A 17,132-nucleotide genomic window follows, 5' to 3' on the forward strand; every position below is an offset into this window, starting at 1 on the left:
GGAACGAACCGGCCCGCTCACCCGACGGTGGGCCGGCGGCGTTCCCGCCGGAGGAAGAACGGCCCGCTCGGTGCGTCCGCGTCGCACCGAGCGGGCCGTTCTGTCGTACCCATGCGGTAGGGAGGAGTCATGGGGACTACCAATGTTCGTGGTGCTGGTCCGTGGGCCCTGCTCGCCATCTGCATGGGCTACTTCATGGTCATCCTGGACACGACGATCGTGAACGCGGCGCTGCCGGCTCTGCGCGCCGACCTGGGTGCCGACGTGACCGGGCTGCAGTGGGTGGTGGACGGCTACATGCTGGTGCTGGCCGCCGGGCTGCTCTCCGGCGGCGCGCTGGCCGATCTGCTGGGCGCCCGCCGGGTCTGCCAGTGGGGGCTGGTCGCGTTCGTGGTCGCGTCGATCGCGTGCGGTGCCGCGCCGAACCTCCCGGTGCTGATCGCGGCCCGGATCCTGCAGGGCGTGGGCGCGGCCCTGGCCGTGCCCGCCTCGCTCGCCCTGCTCAGAGCGGCGAACCCCGACCGGCAGGCGCGGGCGCGCGCCGTCGGCATCTGGGGCGGCGTGGCCGGTGGGGCGGCGGCCGCAGGCCCGATCCTGGGCGGGTTGCTGGTCGGCCTGGTCGGCTGGGAGTCGGTCTTCCTGGTCAACGTGCCGATCGGCCTGGCCGCGTGCTGGCTGATCGCCCGTACCGTCCCGGCTCCCGAGCCGCGCCCACGGGGGTTGGACCTGGTCGGTCAGGTCCTGGCCGCGCTCGCGTTGACGGCCTTGACGGTCGCGTTGATCGAACACACGCACGTCGGCGTCGCGGTGGTGTCCGCGGCGGTGTTCCTCGTGGCCGGGGTCGCGTTCGTGCTGGCCCAGCGCCGAGCCAAGGATCCGATGCTGCCGTTGAGCCTCTTCCGCGATGCGACGTTGTCGGCGGGGACGGCGGTGGGCCTGCTGATCAACCTGGGCTTCTACGGTGAGTTGTTCGTGCTGAACCTGTACCTGCAGGAACCCCGGCACCTGTCGGCGCTGGTGGCCGGGCTGGCGCTGCTGCCGCAGATGGGCATGGCCGCGATCGGGTCGGCGTTGTCGGGCCGCTACACGGCGGCGACCGGGGGCCCGCGCCGCACCATGCTGGTCGGCCTGCTGATCGGCGCCGCGGGCCTGCTCGGCTTGATGATCGCCGGCGAGCACACGGCCTACCTGTGGCTCGTTCTGCCGTTGGTCGCGACCGGCTTCGGCATGTCGTTCACGATGCCCGCCGCGACGACCGCGGTCACCGACGCGGCCCCCGACGACCGCGCCGGCCTGGCCGCCGGAGTGATCAACGCCGCACGCCAGCTGGGCAGCGTGCTCGGCGTGGCCATCCTGGGTGGCCTGGCCGGTCACGGCGCCGGCCTGGTGCCGGGCATGCGCGTGGCCCTGGCCGTGGCCGGGGCGGCGTTCTTGCTGGCCGCCGTGCTCACCGCAGTGGGGGTACGCCACCACGCTGAAGACTCCCTGCACGCCTGACGCGAGCCGACGGTGGTGGCTAACCGCGGATCGCGGCCACCAACGCCGTCCGCACCTCGTCCTGCATCTGGTACGGCGTGTACAGGGTCAGGCGGTCGACCACGTCGTCGAAGCGGGAGCGGATCTCGGCCCCGGCCTCCGCCGCCGAGCCGACCACGGCGAACGTGCGCAGCACGGTGTCGTCGATCAGCCCGGCCATGGCCTTCCAGTCGCCCTGCTTGGACAGGCCGTGCAGCTCGGTCTGCAGATCGCCCCAGCCGTGCAGTTCCAGGACCGGGCGGTAGGCCTTGGTCGAGCCGTAGAACGCGATCTGCGCGCGCACCGCCTGCGTGGCCGTCGCCAGCTCCTCCTCGGTCGAGCCGGTCGCGGTCAGCACAGGCAGGTTGATGACGAACTCCGAGCGCGGCCGCTCCCCCAGGCCCTCGGTCACCATCGGCAAGGTCACCTCGCGCAGGTACCGCTCGGTGGTGAAGCCGTGCACCAGCAAGCCGTCCGCGGCCCGGGCGGCCACCTTCGTCATGGCGGGGCCGACCGCGGCGAGCAGGATCGGCGGCGTGCCCTTCGGGTTGGGCGCGGGCCGGAACATCGGCGACATCAACGTGTGCTGGTAGAACTCGCCCTTGAAGTACAGGCGATCACCCGTCTGCCACGACGCCCAGATCGCGCGGACCGCCTCGATGAACTCCCGCATCCGCGGCGCGGGCGCCGACCACGGCATCGAGAACCGGCGGGTGATGTGGGCCTCGATCTGCGAGCCGAGGCCGAGCATGAACCGGCCGCCGGTGTAGGTGTGCATGTCGAACGCGGTCATCGCCGTGGTCATCGGGTTGCGGGCGAAGGCGACCGCGATGGCCGTGCCGACCTGCAGGCTCGACGACTGGCGCGCGGCGAGCAGCAGCGACAGGAATGGGTCGTGCCCGGTCTCGGTGCTCCAGACGCCGTCCAGGCCGGCCCGCTCGGCCGCCTCGACCTGCGCGTTCAGCACGTCCAGGTCACCGCCCTCGGTGCCGTCGACCGTCCCGCCGATGTTCCCGTCGACCAGCATGCCCGCTCCTTCTCGTCGATTGCGTCGAGTGTGCCAGCGCGTCGCTAGGCTGCCGCCGTGGAACTCCTCACTCTGCCGGACGAGCGGACCCTGCGTGTTTACGACGTTGGCAGCGGCCCGCCGGTGTTCTGGCACCACGGCTCGCCCAACACCGGCGAGCCGCCGGAGCCGCTGCTGGACGCCGGTGTCCGGTGGATCTCCTACAACCGGCCGGGATACCCGGGCTCGACGAGGCGGCCGGGGCGTGACGTCGCATCGGCGGCCGCGGACGTCGCCGCGATCGCGGATGCGTTGGGGCTGGACCGGTTCGCGCTGATGGGTCACTCCGGCGGCGGCCCGCACGTGCTGGCGTGCGCGGCGTTGCTGCCCGACCGGGTCACCGCCGCGGTGTCGATGTCCGGGCAGGCCCCACCCGACGCGGCCGGGCTCGACTGGCTCGACGGGCTGCACGACAAAGACGAGATCTTCGCGGCCCGGCGCGGCCGAGCGGCATTGGAGGACTACCTCGCCAAGGCCGAGTTCGATCCCGAGGTGTTCACCCCTGAGGACCACGCGGCGTTGTCCGGCCGCTGGTCGTGGCTGGGCCGGATCGTGGGCGCCGCGATGGCCGAGGGCGACGCCGGTTTCGTCGACGATCTCCTTGCCTCTCAACAACCCTGGGGCGTCGACCTGGCGGCCATCCGCTGCCCGGTGCTGTTCGTGCACGGCGGTCAGGACCGGATGGTGCCCGCCGCCCACGGGCGGTGGCTGGCCGGTCAGGTCCGGGGCAGCGAGTTGTGGCTTAAGCCCGAGGCCGGCCACCTGTCCGTTTTGGACTCGACGGCCGACGCCCTCGACTGGTTGCGCGCCTAACGTCTGGGTTCCAGCAAAGCCGCGGCCACCTTCTCGTAGTCCTCGATCTTGTTGTAGAGGTGCGAGCTCAGCCGCACGTAGCAGTGCCCGCCCCACCAGCTGATCGTCGTCTCCACCCGGTGGCGCGTGGAAAGCTCGTCGTAGTAGCGGTTCGCGTCCTCCGCGTCGCGAACCAGGCCGTCGGGCAACGGCACCAGCCGCATCAACGGCGTGTGCCGCGGGCTCACCTGCCCCGGCGCGCCCAGGGCCGCGGCCACGACCTCGACCGCCTTGTCCGCCAAGGCAGCGCTGCGGCGCACCGCGTCCCAGCCACCCTGCGCACGCCAGAACTCCAGCGCCGTCGGCAGCGACGCCCACGCGGACAGGTCGTCGGTGCCCACATCGCTGTAGGCGTCCGGGAACCCGGCCGGGTGCGCCCACGACGGCACCAGCGGCGGGATCCGGTCGCGCCACTGCGGGGCCAGCCAGAGACCGGCGGTTCCCCGTGCGGCGTAAGCCCACTTGTGGAAGTTGCCGACCCAGAAGTCCGCGCCGGTCGACTCGGGGTCGTCGGGGAGCTGGCCGGGCGCGTGCGCCGCGTCGACGAAGACCGCGACACCCTGTTCGTGGCAGAGCTTCGCGATCTCGGCGACCGGGAACACCATGGCGGTCAACGACGTGATCGCGTCGACCACGACCAGCTTCGTGCGTGGGGTCAGCGCGTCGGCGAAGGCCTGGACGGTGGCGTCGCGCTCGGCGGTGAGCGGCACGGGCGCGGTCCGCACCGCGGCACCGACCCGCGCGGCCCGCGCCTCGCACGCGATCGACACCGCGCCGTAGCCGTGGTCGGACACCACGATCTCGTCGCCTTCGCCCAGCTCCAGCGCGGCGAGCACGGTGGCGACGCCGGTGGTCACGTTGGACACCAGGACCAAGCCGTCGTCCACGCCGAGGAATTCGGCCGCCGCCGTCCGCGCGGTCGCGACCAGTTCGCGTTGCTCCACGCGGAAGAAGCGGACCGGGTTGGCCTCGGCGCGGGCCTTGATGGCGGCCTGCGCCTGTTGCACCACGAGCGGCACGGCGCCGAACGAACCGTTGTTGGCGTGCACGACCGACGGGTCGAGCGAGAACAGCTCCGCGCTCACCGGGCGGCTCCGGCGACCTCAGCAGGCATGATCAACAGGGGCACGAGCAACTCCTCCGGGGTCAGTGATCCGTGTTGGCCGATCATCGCGCTCAGAACGGGTTCCGCCGCCGTGCGGACCAGGCCGGTGGTGCCGGTCGCGGCCACGACCAGGTCACCGATGCGACCGCGGACCCGGTCGGTCACCGACGGCCCGAACCAGCCCTCGGCGGCCGCCTCGTCGCGGGTGCGGATCCACGCCCTGTCGCCGAGCGTCTCCTGCCAGGCGGCGCGCACGTCCGCGACCGCGCCCGGCTCGGTGTAGAGGTGGCGCACCCGGGGCTCGCCGCCGATCATCGCCACGCCCGCCCGCAGGGCGGGCAGGTCGTCGAGGTCGATGCGGTCGTCCGCGGCGACGGTGATCATGCCGTGGTCGGCGACGACCACCAGCATCCCGTCGGACGGCAGAGCGCCGGCGATGCTCTCGGCCAGCAGGTCGACGTGGCGCAACTGACGCCGCCACGGCTCGGTGCCGGGCCCGTACGCGTGACCCATGAGGTCGAGATCGCCGTGGTAGGCGTAGCAGAACACGCGGTCGCCCGCGGTCATGGCCTCGATCGTCACGGCGGTCAGGTCGCCCAGGGCGTGCACGCCCTGGAACTCGCCGCCACGCAGGACGGCCCTGGTCAGGCCGCTGCGCCGCTGCTCGCGCGGCGCGACGATGCGGACCGCGATGCCCGTGGCCGCGGCCCGCTCGAACACGGTGGCCTCGGGTTGCATGCGTTCGGGCACCACCGTGTCACGCAGGTCGACGTGCCCGTCCACGCCGTGGCGGTTCCAGCGCAGCGCGTTCAGCACCTCGCCGTCGACCGCGAACGACAGGCCGACGACGCCGTTCTCCCCCGGCGGCCGGCCGGTGCCGATCGCGGCGATGCTCGCCGCCGTGGTTGCCGGGAACCCGGACGTGATCGGGCCGCGGCCCTCGGCGAGGGAGTTCAGGAACGGGGCGTCGCCGGGGTGCGCACGCAGCAGGTGCCACCCGAGCCCGTCGACCAGGAGCAAGCAGACCTTGGGCCGGGCCGGCATGTCCAGCGTGGGCGTGCCGGGCCCGCCCATCCCGGCCACCAGGGACGACGCGACCTCCGCGAGGGAGCCGGCGCCGTAGCGCGGCAGCATCGGGACCGGTGGGTTCATGGTGGCTCCGACGTTAGGTCACCGCGTCTTGCGTACGCGACCCCACGGTTTCACCACGGACAGGATCGTTGCGAAGAGCAGGGCCGCGGGCGACACCACCGGCGGGTAGATCAGGTTCGACAGGTCCAGCGGCACGAGCTGACCGTCGAGGATCAGGCTCGCCCGGCGGGCCTGCTCGGCCACCTCGAACTGCAGCGAGACGACGACCAGCGTGGTGAGCAGCAGGTTGAGCACCAGCTTGGTCAGCACCCACCAGTGCTTCACCAGTCCCCACTTGCTGCCGAGCCCCAGCAGCACGCCGGAGCCGAGGCAGAGCAGCCCGCAGACGAGCAACGGCCACACGGTGACCATCTCCAGCACGCGCAGGCTCGACGCCCGGACCTGCAGGTCGTCGGTGAACTTCGCGGCCCCGATCAGCACGGCCATCGCGACGTCGATGCCCAGCCAGGCGCCGGCGGACGCGATGTGGCTGACCAACACCACCCGGCGGCCGTTGGTGCTCAGCCGCCACGGCTTGCGCTCGGGCCGCACCTCGGTCGTCGTACCCATGTCCCCTCCTGGATCCCGGTTTGCCTGCGGGACAAGGCTGCCGGGCGCACGGGGGCGGGCACATCCGTCCACGAGCGACGTCTCGGGTACCTCTCAGCACGTACAAAACGGTCGCGCTGAGTACGAAGGCGTCTGCTACGGTGGCGTTGTCTTGATCCCGACCGAATGGAGCTGGGCCCCGATGCTCAACAAGGACTGACCACACCGTCCCTGTCGCATCGCGTGAAAGCCCTTCCATGTCACGGATCACCTGTTCCGGTCTGTCCTTCGCCTGGCCCGACGACACCGTCGTCTTCGACGACCTGTCGTTCACCGTGGGCCCCGGCCGCACGGGCCTGGTCGCCCCCAACGGCGCGGGCAAGAGCACCCTGCTCAAGCTCATCGCCGGCGAGCTCAAGCCCACCGACGGCACCGTCACGGTCGACGGCGTGCTCGCCTACCTGCCGCAAACCCTGCCCCTGTCGAGCGACCTGACCGTGGCCGACGTCCTCGAGATCACGCCGATCCTGCGTGCGCTGACCGCGATCGAGTCCGGCGACACGGATGAGGAGCACTTCACGGTCGTGGGCACCGACTGGGACATCGAGGACCGCGCCAAGGCCGAGCTCGACCGCCTCGACCTCGGCAGCGTCGCGCTGGACCGCACCCTGGGCACGCTCAGCGGCGGTCAGATCGTCTCGCTCGGGCTGGCCGCGCAGCTGCTGAAACGCCCCGACGTGCTGCTGCTGGACGAACCGACCAACAACCTCGACCGCCCGGCCCGGGCCCGCCTGCAGGACCGGCTCGGCGACTGGTCGGGTTGCCTGCTGCTGGTCAGCCACGACCGAGCCCTGCTCGACCGGATGGAACGCATTGCCGAACTCGACCCCACCGAGCTGACCTTCTTCGGCGGTGACTTCACCGCCTACGAGGCCGCGAAGCAGGCCGCCCGCGAGGTGGCCGCGAAGAACCTCCGCAACGCCGAGCAGGACCTCAAACGGGAGAAGCGCGAACTCCAGCAAGCCCGCGAACGCGCGGCCCGGCGGGCGAGCGTCGGCGCGAAGACCAACACGGACATCCCGAAGATCGTCGCGGGCATGCACAAGCGCCGCGCCGAGGAGTCCGCGGGCAAGGCCGACGACATGCACAAGCAACGCCTCGAGGCCGCCCGAGCTCGCCGCGACGAGGCCGACCGGGCCGCCCGCGAGGACGACACGATCGCCATCACGCTGCCGAACACCACCGTTCCCGCGGGCCGCACCGTGTTCGACGGTGCGGGTCTGCAGGTCCGCGACCTGTTCACCGACCTGAACCTGTCGATCCGCGGCCCGGAACGCATCGCCCTCACCGGCCCGAACGGCGCGGGCAAGTCGACCCTCCTGCGCCTCATCACCGGCGACTTGCCACCGGATGCGGGCACAGTGTCCACAGCGGACGGACGGGTGGCGTACCTGTCCCAGCGCCTGGACCTGCTCGACCCCGCCAAGACCGTGGCCGAGAACCTGCGGGCCTTCGCACCGGAGCTACCGCAAGACGAACTCATGCACTGGCTGGCCCGCTTCCTGTTCCGCGACCGGCGTGCGCACCAGCCGGTCAGCACCCTCTCGGGCGGCGAACTGTTGCGTGCCACCCTGGTCTGCATCCTGTGCGCGGAACCAGCTCCCCACCTCCTCCTGCTGGACGAGCCGACGAACAACCTGGACCTCGCAAGCGTGGCCCAGCTGACGGCAGCACTGAACGCCTACAAAGGCGCCTTCATCGCGGTGAGCCACGACGACCGGTTCCTGAAGGACATCGGCGTAACCCGCCACCTGGAACTGGCCGACGGCGTACTGACAGAGAAGTGAGTTCGCCGGTCAGACGAAGGCCTCCTTGGTGACCACCGTGCCGGCGGTGCGCCCGGGCGCCTCGTGGTGGTGCCAGTACAGGTTCGTGTGGGCGATGACGGCATCGGGCGTGGGCGCGCCATAAGCGCTCAAGTCCTCGGTCGTGTGCGCGTCGCTGACCAAGGTGGCGTCGTACCCGCGCACGATCGCTCCGTGCAGCGTCGACCGGATGCACTGATCGGTGGACGCCCCCGCCACCACGAGGTGCCCGACCTCGAGGCCGGCGAGGACCTCCTCGAGCGTGGTCTCCTCGAATGCATCCGGATATCGCTTGTGTACCAAGGGTTCTCCGTCGAGTGCGGTCAGCTCGGCCACGAACTCCCACCCGGGACTGCCCGGCGGCAGCTCGTCGCCGGAGTGCTGCACCCACACGACCGGCACCCCGCCTCGGCGCGCCTTGGCTACCAGAGCGGCGACGTTGCCCACCACCTCGTCGCGCTGGTAGGCCCCGTCGACGATCTGGTCCTGCACGTCCACCACCAGCAAGGCGGTGTTCGGACGGTTCGTCAATGTGCTCATGGCAGGCACACTAGGACGCCCCACCGACAATTCCGGCGGCCGCGCGCGCGTCCTCGGCGACCAGGTCGGCGTTGATCTGCGCACCCGCCATCGCGCCCGCGGCCGCCGAAGCGCCGACCTGCGCGGTCATCTCGGTGACGTTGCCGGCCACCCAGAGCCCGGGCACCTCGGTGCGTCCCAGGGCATCGGCAGGCAGGTGCTCCCCCATCCCCGACGGGTGCGCCACCGGCAGCAACCCCAGCGGCTCGAGGAACCCGGCCCGCGCCACCATCCGCGATCCGACCACCACGACCTCGCGCGCCACGACCTGACCGTCGGCCAGGCGCAGCCCGGAGATCCGGTCGTCGGTGACCTCGACGGCCACCACTTCCCCGGCCACCACGGGAATCCCGAGCGCCGCCAGCTGCTTGGCCTGCTCCTCGTCCGGGCCCGGACCGGTGTGCGTGAAGAAGGTGACGTCCGCGCTCAGCTGCCGGAACAGCAACGCCTGGTGCATCGCCATCGGTCCGGTGGCCAGGATGCCGATCGCCTGGTCACGCACCTCGTACCCGTGGCAGTACGGGCAGTGGACGACATCGTGCCCCCACCGCTCGCGCAGCCCGGCCACGTCCGGCAGTTCGTCGACGACGCCGGTGGTCACCAGGAGCCGCCGCGCGAACAGGTTCTCGCCCCCGACCGACACCACGAACCCGTCATAACCGCGGGTCACGGTGTCGACCTCGCCGTCGCGCACCTCACCGCCGTACTTGCGTACCTCGGCGCGACCGCGGGCCAGCAACTCGGCCGGCTTGATGCCGTCGTGCCCGAGCAGCCCGTGCACGCCGTCGGCGGGCGCGTTGCGTGGCGAACCGGAGTCCACCACCACGACCGAGCGCCGCGAGCGCGCCAGCATCAGGGCGCCGCTGAGCCCGGCAGCGCCGCCACCAACCACAACCACGTCGTATTCGTTCATGCCACCACCATGCGACCACAAGCGTCCGATTGGCAAACCTTGTTGCCGAAGTGGCAAACTGGCGGCATGGACAGCACCTTGGACGCCGTCGGCCCGCGCCTGCGCGCGCTCCGCACCCAGCGCGACACCACCCTCGCCGAGCTCTCGGCCGAGACGGGCATCTCGGTGAGCACGCTGTCCCGGCTGGAGTCCGGCGACCGCAAGCCCACGCTCGAGCTGCTGCTCCCGCTGGCCAAGGCGCACGGCGTCACGCTGGACGAGCTGGTCGACGCGCCGCCGACCGGTGATCCGCGGGTGCACATGCGCCCGATCAAGCAGTTCGGCATGACGATGGTGCCGCTGACCAAGCGCGCGGGCGGCATCCAGGCGTACAAGATGGTGATCCCGCCCGGCGGCAAGGGCGACCCGGACCCGCGGACGCACGAGGGTTACGAGTGGCTCTACGTCCTCAATGGACGGCTGCGGCTGGTGCTGGGCGAGCACGACATCGTGCTGTCCCCAGGCGAGGCCGCCGAGTTCGACACGCACGTGCCGCACTGGTTCGGCCCCGACGGCGACGAACCGGTCGAGTTCCTCAGCCTGTTTGGCAAACAAGGCGAACGCGCCCACGTCCGAGCCCGCCCGAGGAGCTAGTCTCTCGTCCGTGTTCCCGAACGCGGGCTCAGCCATCTCCCGGGAGACCTGCTCCAACAAGGCAGGCTGGGCAAGCTAAGCGGCCGGCCCGGCCGTGGTCGCGCGAACAACCAGCGACGGCTGCAGCAAGTGGCGCACCGGCTCGGTGCGCTCCCCGCGCACCCGCTCCAGCAACGCCTCCGCCGCCAACCGGCCCAGCTCCGCGCGCGGCTGGTCGATCGTCGTCAGCGACACGTGCCGCAGAGCGGCCAGCGACGTGTTGTCGTAGCCGACCACCGACACGTCACGCGGCACCCGCAGCCCCAACTCCTCCAGCGCCGAGATCGCCCCCACCGCGTTGAAGTCGTTGCCCGCCACGATGGCGGTCGGCGGCGCGTCCGGACCGTCCCAGACGGAGCGGACGGCCTTCGCGCCCGCCACGTCCGTGTGCTCGCTGGGCACCACCCACGGCGACAACCCGTGCCGCTTCATCGCCGACACGTAGCCCTGGCGGCGGGCGGCCGCGACCGACGCGCCGTTGCCGTCGAAGTGCACGATCCGCTTGTGCCCCAACGAAACCAAGTGCTCGACGGCGAGGGTGGCGCCGGTCGCGCCGTCGTCGTTGACGGTGTCGACGGCGGCCAGGCGGGTCGTGCGGGACACCAGGACCACGGGGCTGTGCGCGCTCGCCTCCGTGATGGCCGACGTCGGCAGCACCGGCGACAACAACACCACTCCCGCCGGCCGGAACGACAAAAGGCTGCGCAGCGCCGCGCGCTCCCGCGCGGGGCTGCGGCCGCCCGTGTTGAGCACCATCTCGAAGCCGCTGGCGCGCGCGGCCGCGTCGATGCCCTCGACCACCTCGGCGAAGAACGAGTTGCGCAGGTCGGACACCATCACGCCGAGCACCGTGGACGTGCGGCTGGCCAGCGACCGGGCCATCTGGTGCGGGGTGTAGCCGAGCTGGGCCGCGGCCGCCAGCACGGCGTCGCGGCGGTGGTTGCTCACCTTGGGCGACCCGCGCATGACCAGCGAGACCAGGGCACGGGACACGCCGGCCAGTTCGGCGACGTCTTCCATGGTCGGCCGCGCCAAGTCGAGCACCTCCGCCCTTGACACCAGTGTGACGCACACTACACGATTAGCGCGCTCCAACGAATAGAGCGCTCTACTCGCGACGGAGTCAACGAAGGCAACGGAGGCCTGATGCGCATCGCGGTGGCCGGAGTCGGCCGCATCGGCGCAATGCACGCCGAGAACCTCAACTCGATGTCCTCAGTGGACGAACTGGTGCTTTTCGACCCCGCGCCCGGCAGAGCCGCGCAGGTGGCCGACGGCCTCGACGCGCGCGCGGTCGACGACCTCGACACCGCGCTCGCCGGCTGCGACGGGCTGCTGATCGCGACCCCGACCTCGACCCACCCCGAGGTGCTGCGCCGCGCGCTCGCCGCCAAGGTCCCCACGCTGTGCGAGAAACCCATCGCGCGCTCGTACGACGAGATGCGTGCCCTGGTCGCCGACATCGAGGCGGCAGGCGTGACCGTCATGGTCGGGTTCCAGCGCCGGTTCGACCCCGCCGTCGTCGAGTTGCACCGGCGCATCCGCGCGGGCGAACTGGGCACCGTGTACCTGGCGCGGTCGCTGGCCCAGGACGCGCAGCCGCCGGACTTCGGCTACCTGCCCTCCTCCGGCGGCATCTTCCACGACCTGCTGATCCACGACCTCGACGCCGTGCCGTGGCTGGTCGGCGAGCCGGTGGTCGAGGTGTACGCGGCCGGCTCGGTGCTGGTGCACGAGGCGTTCGCCGAGGCCGACGACGTGGACAACTGCGTCGCCGCGCTGACGTTCGCGGGTGGCGCCCACGCCCTGTTGTCGGGCGGACGGCAGGACGGCGTCGGCTACGACCACCGCATCGAGGTCTTCGGCAGCGACGACTCGCTGGCCATCGGCGTCGACGCGCGCACGCCCATGACGTCGCTCGAACCAGGCGGCACCGCGCCGGACGACCCCTACCCCGGCTTTCCCGAGCGGTTCCAGCGGGCGTACCGGAATGAGATGGCGGTGTTCGTCGACGTGGTCGCCGGACGCGCCGAGAATCCTTCCCCAGCAAGGGAAAGCCTGATCAGCCAGCAGCTGGCCGACGCGTGCGACGCATCGCGGCGCAGTGGCGCGCCGGTCCGCCTGACCGAGGCGGTGACCGCGTGATGCGCGTGGCGGCGGCACCGATCTCCTGGGGCGTGTGCGAGGTCCCCGGCTGGGGCCGGGTGCTCGACCCGGGCACCGTGCTCGGCGAGATGGCCGAACTCGGCATCACGGCCACCGAACTCGGCCCGCCCGGCTACCTGCCGTCCGCGCCGGACGAGCTGATCGAACTGCTGGGCAGCTACGGCCTCGGCCTGGTCGGCGGGTTCCTGGCCGTTCCACTGCACACCGGGGCCGACGAGACGATCGAAGAAGCCGACCGCGTGGCCGCCCTGCTCAAAGCCGGTGGCGGTGACGTGCTGGTGCTCGCGGCCGCCACCGGGCTCGACGGCTACGACGAACGACCGGAGCTGACCGACGGCCAGTGGCGCACGCTGATCGACACGGCGGAGCGGATCGCGGAGGGGGCCAGGGCGCACGGCCTGCGCACCGTCCTGCACCCGCACGTGGGCACGCACGTGGAGCGCGCCGCCGAGATCGAGCGGTTCCTGGCCGACTCGTCGCTGCCGCTCTGCCTCGACACCGGCCACATGATGATCGGCGGCGCGGACCCGGTGGCGATCACGGCCGAGTGGGCGTCGAGGATCGGGCACGTGCACCTCAAGGACGTCCGCCAGGACCTGGCCGCCCGGGTCCAGTCCGGCGAACTCGGCTACACCGAGGCCGTGCACAAGGGCGTGTACGTTCCCCTCGGTGACGGTGACGTGGACATCGCGACGATCGTCGGCGCGCTCACGGCCGTCGGCTACGACGGCTGGTACGTGCTGGAACAGGACACCGCGCTGGCCGACGACAGCCCCAGCGACAAGCCGCGCACCGATGTCGCGCGCAGCATCACCCACCTCGTTGACACAGCGGCCAAGATCGAGACCTCGGCCCGCTGACCGCAGGGTCATCACTCAAAGGAGAGCACGATGAGGTCACAACCGCGAGGACGCCGCGTCCGCGGCCTGCTCCTGGGCCTGGCCGCGGCCGGCACGCTGGTGCTCGCCGCGTGCAGCGGCCCGGCAAGCGACAACTCGAACACCGGTGGCAACACCCCCGCGCCCAACAGCGGCGGTGGTGCGGCGGCGTCGTCGGGTCCGCTGACCGTCGCGGTGATCACCCACGGCAGCGCGGGCGACACGTTCTGGAACGTGGTCAAGAACGGTGCGACCGACGCGGGCAAGCAGCTGGGCGTGACGGTCAACTACTCCTCCGACGGCGACCCGGGCAACCAGGCCAAGCTGATCGACAACGCGGTGTCGCAGCACGTCGGCGGGCTCGTGGTGTCGATGGCCAACCCGGACGCGCTCAAGACCTCGATCCAGAACGCGGTCAAGGCGGGCATCCCCGTGATCACCATCAACTCCGGGCAGGACAAGAGCGCCGAGTTCGGCGCGCTCGCCCACGTCGGTCAGGACGAGACCATCGCGGGCCAGCAGGCCGGCCAGAAGTTCAAGGCCGCGGGCAAGAAGAAGCTGCTGTGCGTGATCCACGAGGCCGGCAACGTCGGGCTCAACCAGCGCTGCGACGGCGCGCGGCAGACCTTCGGCGAGGTGAAGAACCTGCAGGTCGACATCAACAACCCGACCGACGTCGAGTCGCGGATCAAGGGCGCGCTGCAGGCCGACTCGTCCATCGACGCCGTGCTCACGCTGAACCCGCAGATCGCCACCAGCGCGGTGACCGCGGCCAAGGGCGCGAACTCCAAGGCGATGGTCGCGACGTTCGACCTCAACTCCGACGTGGCCGCCGCGATCAAGTCCGGTGACGTGGCCTTCGCCGTCGACCAGCAGCAGTACGAGCAGGGCTACCTGCCCATCGTGATGCTCAAGCTCTACCACGACAACGCCAACACCGTCGGTGGCGGCAAGCCGGTGCTCACCGGCCCCGGCTTCGTCGACAAGTCCAATGTGGACAAGGTGGCGCAGTACGCCACCCGCGGTACCCGGTAGTCGACCGTGACGGTTGCCGGTTCTTCTGTGGACGAACGGGTCGGCCGGTCGGGTCTCACCGACCGGCTGATCGTCCGGCCCGAGGTCGGCGCGCTGCTCGGCGCGGTGGTGGTGTTCGTCTTCTTCACCGTCGTCACCGAGCAGTTCGCCACCATCGGCGGGGTCGCCACCTGGCTGGACGACTCCGCGACCCTCGGCATCGTCGCGGTCGCGGTGGCGCTGCTGATGATCGGCGGCGAGTTCGACCTGTCCGCGGGCGTGATGACCGCGTCCACGGCCCTGGTCACCGCGACCCTGTCCACGCACTACGGCTGGAACGTGTGGGCCGCCGTCGTGGTGTCGCTGCTGTTCGCGTTGGGCGTGGGCGCGCTCAACGGGTGGCTGGTGATGCGCACCGGGTTGCCCAGCTTCATCGTGACACTGGGATCGTTCCTGGCCTTGCAGGGCCTGAACCTCGGCATCACCCGTGCGATCACCGGCACCGTGCAGGTGTCGGGGATGCGGTCCACCGACGGTTACGCCGGGGCCGGCTACCTGTTCGCGTCGACGTTCACCATCGGCGGCGTGGAGTTCCAGATCTCCATCCTGTGGTGGGTCGTCGTGATCGCCGCGGCGGCGTGGCTGCTGGTGCGGACCAGGTTCGGCAACTGGATCTTCGCGGTCGGCGGGTCCGCGCCCAGCGCCCGCGCGGTCGGCGTTCCGTTGGTGCGCACGAAGATCCTGCTCTTCATGGGCACGGCGACCGCGGCGTGGCTGGTCGGGACGATCAACATCCTGCGGTTCACCACCGTGCAGGCCAACCAGGGCATCGGGCTGGAGTTCCAGTACATCATCGCGGCGGTGATCGGCGGCTGCCTGCTCACCGGCGGGTTCGGCTCGGCGATCGGCGCGGCGCTCGGTGCGCTGATCTTCGGCATGGCCCGCCAGGGCATCGTCTACGCGCAGTGGAACAACGACTGGTTCCAACTGTTCCTCGGCGTGATGCTGCTGGCCGCGGTCCTGGTGAACAACGGACTGCGCAAACGAGCGGAAAGGGTGCGCCGATGAGCCCCTTGATCGAGGTCGTCGACATCGGCAAGACCTACGGTTCCGTCATCGCGTTGCGCGATGTGTCCACTGTGGTCAACGCGGGCGAGGTCACCTGCGTGCTCGGGGACAACGGCGCGGGCAAGTCCACGCTGATCAAGATCCTCGCCGGGGTGCACCAGCACGACCGCGGCGAGTTCCGGGTCGAGGGCGAGCCGGTGCGGTTCTCCTCGCCACGCGAAGCCCTCGACCACGGCATCGCCACGGTCTACCAGGACCTGGCGGTGGTTCCGCTGATGTCGGTGTGGCGCAACTTCTTCCTCGGCTCCGAGCCGACGAAGGGGTTCGGGCCGGTCCGCTGGCTGGACCGCAAGACCGGTCGCACCACCACCCGCAAGGCGTTGGCGGACATGGGCATCGACCTGCGTGACGTCGAGCAGCCGGTGGGCACGCTGTCCGGCGGTGAACGCCAGTGCGTGGCGATCGCGCGTGCCGTGCACTTCGGCGCGAAGGTGCTGATCCTCGACGAGCCGACGGCGGCGCTGGGCGTGAAGCAGGCCGGCGTGGTGTTGCGGTACGTCGCGCAGGCCCGCGACCGGGGGCTCGGCGTCGTGCTGATCACGCACAACCCGCACCACGCCTACCCGGTCGCCGACCGGTTCCTGCTGCTCAAGCGAGGCGCTCCGCTCGGCCAGTACGAGAAGTCGGAGATCGACATCAACGAACTGACCAGGCAGATGGCCGGTGGCGCCGAACTGGAGGCGCTGGAGCACGAGTTGCGGGCCCAGGCGTGAGCCTGGAACTGCTGACGGTCGGGCGGGTCGGGGTGGACCTCTACCCCGAGCAGAGCGGCGTGCCGTTGAGCCGGGTGGCCACGTTCGCGAAGTCGCTGGGCGGCACCGCGACCAACGTCGCGGTCGCCGCCGCCCGGCTCGGCCGGCGGTCGGCGGTGCTCACCAAGGTCGGCCCGGACGGCTTCGGCACCTACGTGCGGGAGGCACTGGCCGGGTTCGGCGTCTCCCCCGACCACGTCGGCACGAGCCCGGACCTGCTGACCCCGGTGGTGTTCTGCGAGCTGAACCCGCCGGAGGACCCGCCCCTGCTGTTCTACCGGCTGCCCACGGCCCCCGACCTGACCCTCACCGAGGACGACGTGCCGTGGGACGTGGTCGAGTCCGTACCGGTCCTGTGGGTGACCGGCACCGGCGTGAGCGCGGAACCCGCACGGGCGACTCAGCGGGCCATGTTGACGCGCCGGGGCCGCCGCACGCACACGGTGCTGGACTTGGACCACCGTCCGATGTTCTGGGCCGACAAGGCCGCCGCACGCGCGGAGTACCGCTGGATGATCGACCACGTGAGCGTGGTGGTCGGCAACCGAGCGGAGGTCGACGTGGCGGTCGGCACCGCCGAGCCGGAGGCGGCGGCCGAGCGGCTGCTGAACCACGGCGTCGAACTGGCCATCGTGAAGAAGGGCGGCGACGGCGTGCTGGTGGCCACCACGGACGGCATGTGGACGGTCCCGCCACACCCCATCGAGGTGGTGTGCGGCCTGGGCGCCGGTGACGCCTTCGGCGGCGCGCTCGTGCATGGGTTGCTGTCGGGTTGGGCGCCCGCCGAGATCGCGCGGTACGCCAACGTGGCCGGGGCTCTGGTGGCCGGACGGCTGGCCTGTGCCGACGCCATGCCGACTCCGGCGGAGATCGAGGCGCTGCTGTGAGCCGAGTTGTCCACAGGCAGGCAGTTGTCCACAGATCAGCCTCGGCGGGGTTTCGGCCGC

At 71.2% G+C, this 17,132-nt stretch carries 17 protein-coding genes; 10 read left to right on the forward strand and 7 right to left on the reverse strand.

Annotated elements, in window-relative coordinates:
* Positions 1-129 precede the first annotated feature (129 nt).
* Positions 130-1,497 (forward strand): MFS transporter, encoded by a 1,368-nt coding sequence (locus EV186_RS16700; RefSeq protein ID WP_133850119.1) that lies wholly within the window; start codon positions 130-132, stop codon positions 1,495-1,497.
* A 19-nt stretch (positions 1,498-1,516) separates the two neighbouring features.
* Here EV186_RS16700 and EV186_RS16705 read toward each other — a convergent pair whose 3' ends face one another.
* Positions 1,517-2,542 (reverse strand): TIGR03617 family F420-dependent LLM class oxidoreductase, encoded by a 1,026-nt coding sequence (locus tag EV186_RS16705; protein ID WP_133850120.1) that lies wholly within the window; start codon positions 2,540-2,542, stop codon positions 1,517-1,519.
* A gap of 57 nt (positions 2,543-2,599) precedes the next feature.
* Between EV186_RS16705 and EV186_RS16710 the strand changes: the two genes are divergently transcribed.
* The gene (locus EV186_RS16710) at positions 2,600-3,394 is read left to right on the forward strand and encodes an alpha/beta fold hydrolase (RefSeq protein WP_133850121.1); all 795 of its coding nucleotides are present in this window, start codon (positions 2,600-2,602) and stop codon (positions 3,392-3,394) included.
* On the opposite strand, the gene EV186_RS16715 is transcribed toward EV186_RS16710, so the two are convergent.
* The 3 genes from EV186_RS16715 to EV186_RS16725 are packed head-to-tail and all read right to left on the reverse strand — an operon-like array spanning position 3,391 to position 6,239.
* Positions 3,391-4,518, reverse strand: a complete 1,128-nt coding sequence (locus EV186_RS16715) for an aminotransferase class V-fold PLP-dependent enzyme (RefSeq protein ID WP_133850122.1) — start codon at positions 4,516-4,518, stop codon at positions 3,391-3,393. The genes EV186_RS16710 and EV186_RS16715 overlap by 4 nt on opposite strands.
* Positions 4,515-5,690, reverse strand: coding sequence for an alkaline phosphatase family protein (locus tag EV186_RS16720; RefSeq protein ID WP_208115622.1), 1,176 nt, complete (start codon positions 5,688-5,690; stop codon positions 4,515-4,517). Before EV186_RS16720 ends, EV186_RS16715 begins: the two co-directional genes overlap by 4 nt.
* A gap of 18 nt (positions 5,691-5,708) precedes the next feature.
* Positions 5,709-6,239: a DUF2269 family protein gene (locus tag EV186_RS16725; protein WP_133850123.1), complete on the reverse strand. Its 531-nt coding sequence runs from the start codon at positions 6,237-6,239 to the stop codon at positions 5,709-5,711.
* 236 nt (positions 6,240-6,475) lie between these two features.
* Between EV186_RS16725 and EV186_RS16730 the strand changes: the two genes are divergently transcribed.
* The gene (locus EV186_RS16730; RefSeq protein WP_133850124.1) at positions 6,476-8,065 is read left to right on the forward strand and encodes an ABC-F family ATP-binding cassette domain-containing protein; all 1,590 of its coding nucleotides are present in this window, start codon (positions 6,476-6,478) and stop codon (positions 8,063-8,065) included.
* 9 nt (positions 8,066-8,074) lie between these two features.
* Here the strand turns inward: EV186_RS16730 and EV186_RS16735 are convergent, their stop codons facing one another.
* Together EV186_RS16735 and EV186_RS16740 are read right to left on the reverse strand one after the other, a co-directional pair.
* Positions 8,075-8,623 carry an isochorismatase family protein gene (locus tag EV186_RS16735; RefSeq protein ID WP_133850125.1) on the reverse strand — a complete coding sequence of 183 codons (549 nt, stop codon included), beginning with the start codon at positions 8,621-8,623 and terminating at the stop codon, positions 8,075-8,077.
* A 10-nt stretch (positions 8,624-8,633) separates the two neighbouring features.
* Positions 8,634-9,575, reverse strand: coding sequence for an NAD(P)/FAD-dependent oxidoreductase (locus EV186_RS16740; protein ID WP_133850126.1), 942 nt, complete (start codon positions 9,573-9,575; stop codon positions 8,634-8,636).
* 66 nt (positions 9,576-9,641) lie between these two features.
* On the opposite strand from EV186_RS16740, the gene EV186_RS16745 reads away from it, so the two are divergent.
* A complete protein-coding gene (locus EV186_RS16745) occupies positions 9,642-10,208 on the forward strand; it encodes a helix-turn-helix domain-containing protein (RefSeq protein ID WP_133850127.1) in 567 nt (188 codons plus the stop codon).
* Positions 10,209-10,283: 75 nt separating this feature from the next.
* Here EV186_RS16745 and EV186_RS16750 read toward each other — a convergent pair whose 3' ends face one another.
* A complete protein-coding gene (locus EV186_RS16750; protein ID WP_133850309.1) occupies positions 10,284-11,282 on the reverse strand; it encodes a LacI family DNA-binding transcriptional regulator in 999 nt (332 codons plus the stop codon).
* A 111-nt stretch (positions 11,283-11,393) separates the two neighbouring features.
* On the opposite strand from EV186_RS16750, the gene EV186_RS16755 reads away from it, so the two are divergent.
* Genes EV186_RS16755 through iolC form a run of 6 tightly spaced genes read left to right on the forward strand, consistent with a single transcriptional unit; the run spans position 11,394 to position 17,072 of the window.
* Entirely contained in the window at positions 11,394-12,392 is a 999-nt protein-coding gene (locus tag EV186_RS16755; RefSeq protein WP_133850128.1) for a Gfo/Idh/MocA family oxidoreductase, read from the forward strand.
* Positions 12,392-13,273 (forward strand): TIM barrel protein, encoded by an 882-nt coding sequence (locus tag EV186_RS16760; protein WP_133850310.1) that lies wholly within the window; start codon positions 12,392-12,394, stop codon positions 13,271-13,273. Before EV186_RS16755 ends, EV186_RS16760 begins: the two co-directional genes overlap by 1 nt.
* 30 nt (positions 13,274-13,303) lie before the next feature.
* Positions 13,304-14,326, forward strand: a complete 1,023-nt coding sequence (locus EV186_RS16765) for a sugar ABC transporter substrate-binding protein (RefSeq protein ID WP_133850129.1) — start codon at positions 13,304-13,306, stop codon at positions 14,324-14,326.
* A gap of 27 nt (positions 14,327-14,353) precedes the next feature.
* Positions 14,354-15,373 carry an ABC transporter permease gene (locus EV186_RS16770; RefSeq protein WP_243754069.1) on the forward strand — a complete coding sequence of 340 codons (1,020 nt, stop codon included), beginning with the start codon at positions 14,354-14,356 and terminating at the stop codon, positions 15,371-15,373.
* Positions 15,370-16,146, forward strand: a complete 777-nt coding sequence (locus EV186_RS16775; RefSeq protein WP_133850131.1) for an ATP-binding cassette domain-containing protein — start codon at positions 15,370-15,372, stop codon at positions 16,144-16,146. Before EV186_RS16770 ends, EV186_RS16775 begins: the two co-directional genes overlap by 4 nt.
* Positions 16,143-17,072 carry a 5-dehydro-2-deoxygluconokinase gene (gene iolC / locus EV186_RS16780; protein WP_133850132.1) on the forward strand — a complete coding sequence of 310 codons (930 nt, stop codon included), beginning with the start codon at positions 16,143-16,145 and terminating at the stop codon, positions 17,070-17,072. Before EV186_RS16775 ends, iolC begins: the two co-directional genes overlap by 4 nt.
* Positions 17,073-17,132 lie beyond the last annotated feature (60 nt).

This window comes from Labedaea rhizosphaerae (genome assembly GCF_004362825.1).
Classification (GTDB): Bacteria; Actinomycetota; Actinomycetes; order Mycobacteriales; family Pseudonocardiaceae; genus Labedaea; species Labedaea rhizosphaerae.

Coding starts and splice junctions, on each gene's coding strand:
- EV186_RS16725 (WP_133850123.1), bottom strand. CDS start 6,239: ATGGGTACGACGACCGAGGTGCGGCCCGAGCGCAAGCCGTGGCGGCTG.
- EV186_RS16735 (WP_133850125.1), bottom strand. CDS start 8,623: ATGAGCACATTGACGAACCGTCCGAACACCGCCTTGCTGGTGGTGGAC.
- EV186_RS16740 (WP_133850126.1), bottom strand. CDS start 9,575: ATGAACGAATACGACGTGGTTGTGGTTGGTGGCGGCGCTGCCGGGCTC.
- EV186_RS16755 (WP_133850128.1), top strand. CDS start 11,394: ATGCGCATCGCGGTGGCCGGAGTCGGCCGCATCGGCGCAATGCACGCC.
- EV186_RS16705 (WP_133850120.1), bottom strand. CDS start 2,542: ATGCTGGTCGACGGGAACATCGGCGGGACGGTCGACGGCACCGAGGGC.
- EV186_RS16730 (WP_133850124.1), top strand. CDS start 6,476: ATGTCACGGATCACCTGTTCCGGTCTGTCCTTCGCCTGGCCCGACGAC.
- EV186_RS16700 (WP_133850119.1), top strand. CDS start 130: ATGGGGACTACCAATGTTCGTGGTGCTGGTCCGTGGGCCCTGCTCGCC.
- EV186_RS16765 (WP_133850129.1), top strand. CDS start 13,304: ATGAGGTCACAACCGCGAGGACGCCGCGTCCGCGGCCTGCTCCTGGGC.
- EV186_RS16720 (WP_208115622.1), bottom strand. CDS start 5,690: ATGAACCCACCGGTCCCGATGCTGCCGCGCTACGGCGCCGGCTCCCTC.
- EV186_RS16745 (WP_133850127.1), top strand. CDS start 9,642: ATGGACAGCACCTTGGACGCCGTCGGCCCGCGCCTGCGCGCGCTCCGC.
- EV186_RS16760 (WP_133850310.1), top strand. CDS start 12,392: ATGCGCGTGGCGGCGGCACCGATCTCCTGGGGCGTGTGCGAGGTCCCC.
- EV186_RS16775 (WP_133850131.1), top strand. CDS start 15,370: ATGAGCCCCTTGATCGAGGTCGTCGACATCGGCAAGACCTACGGTTCC.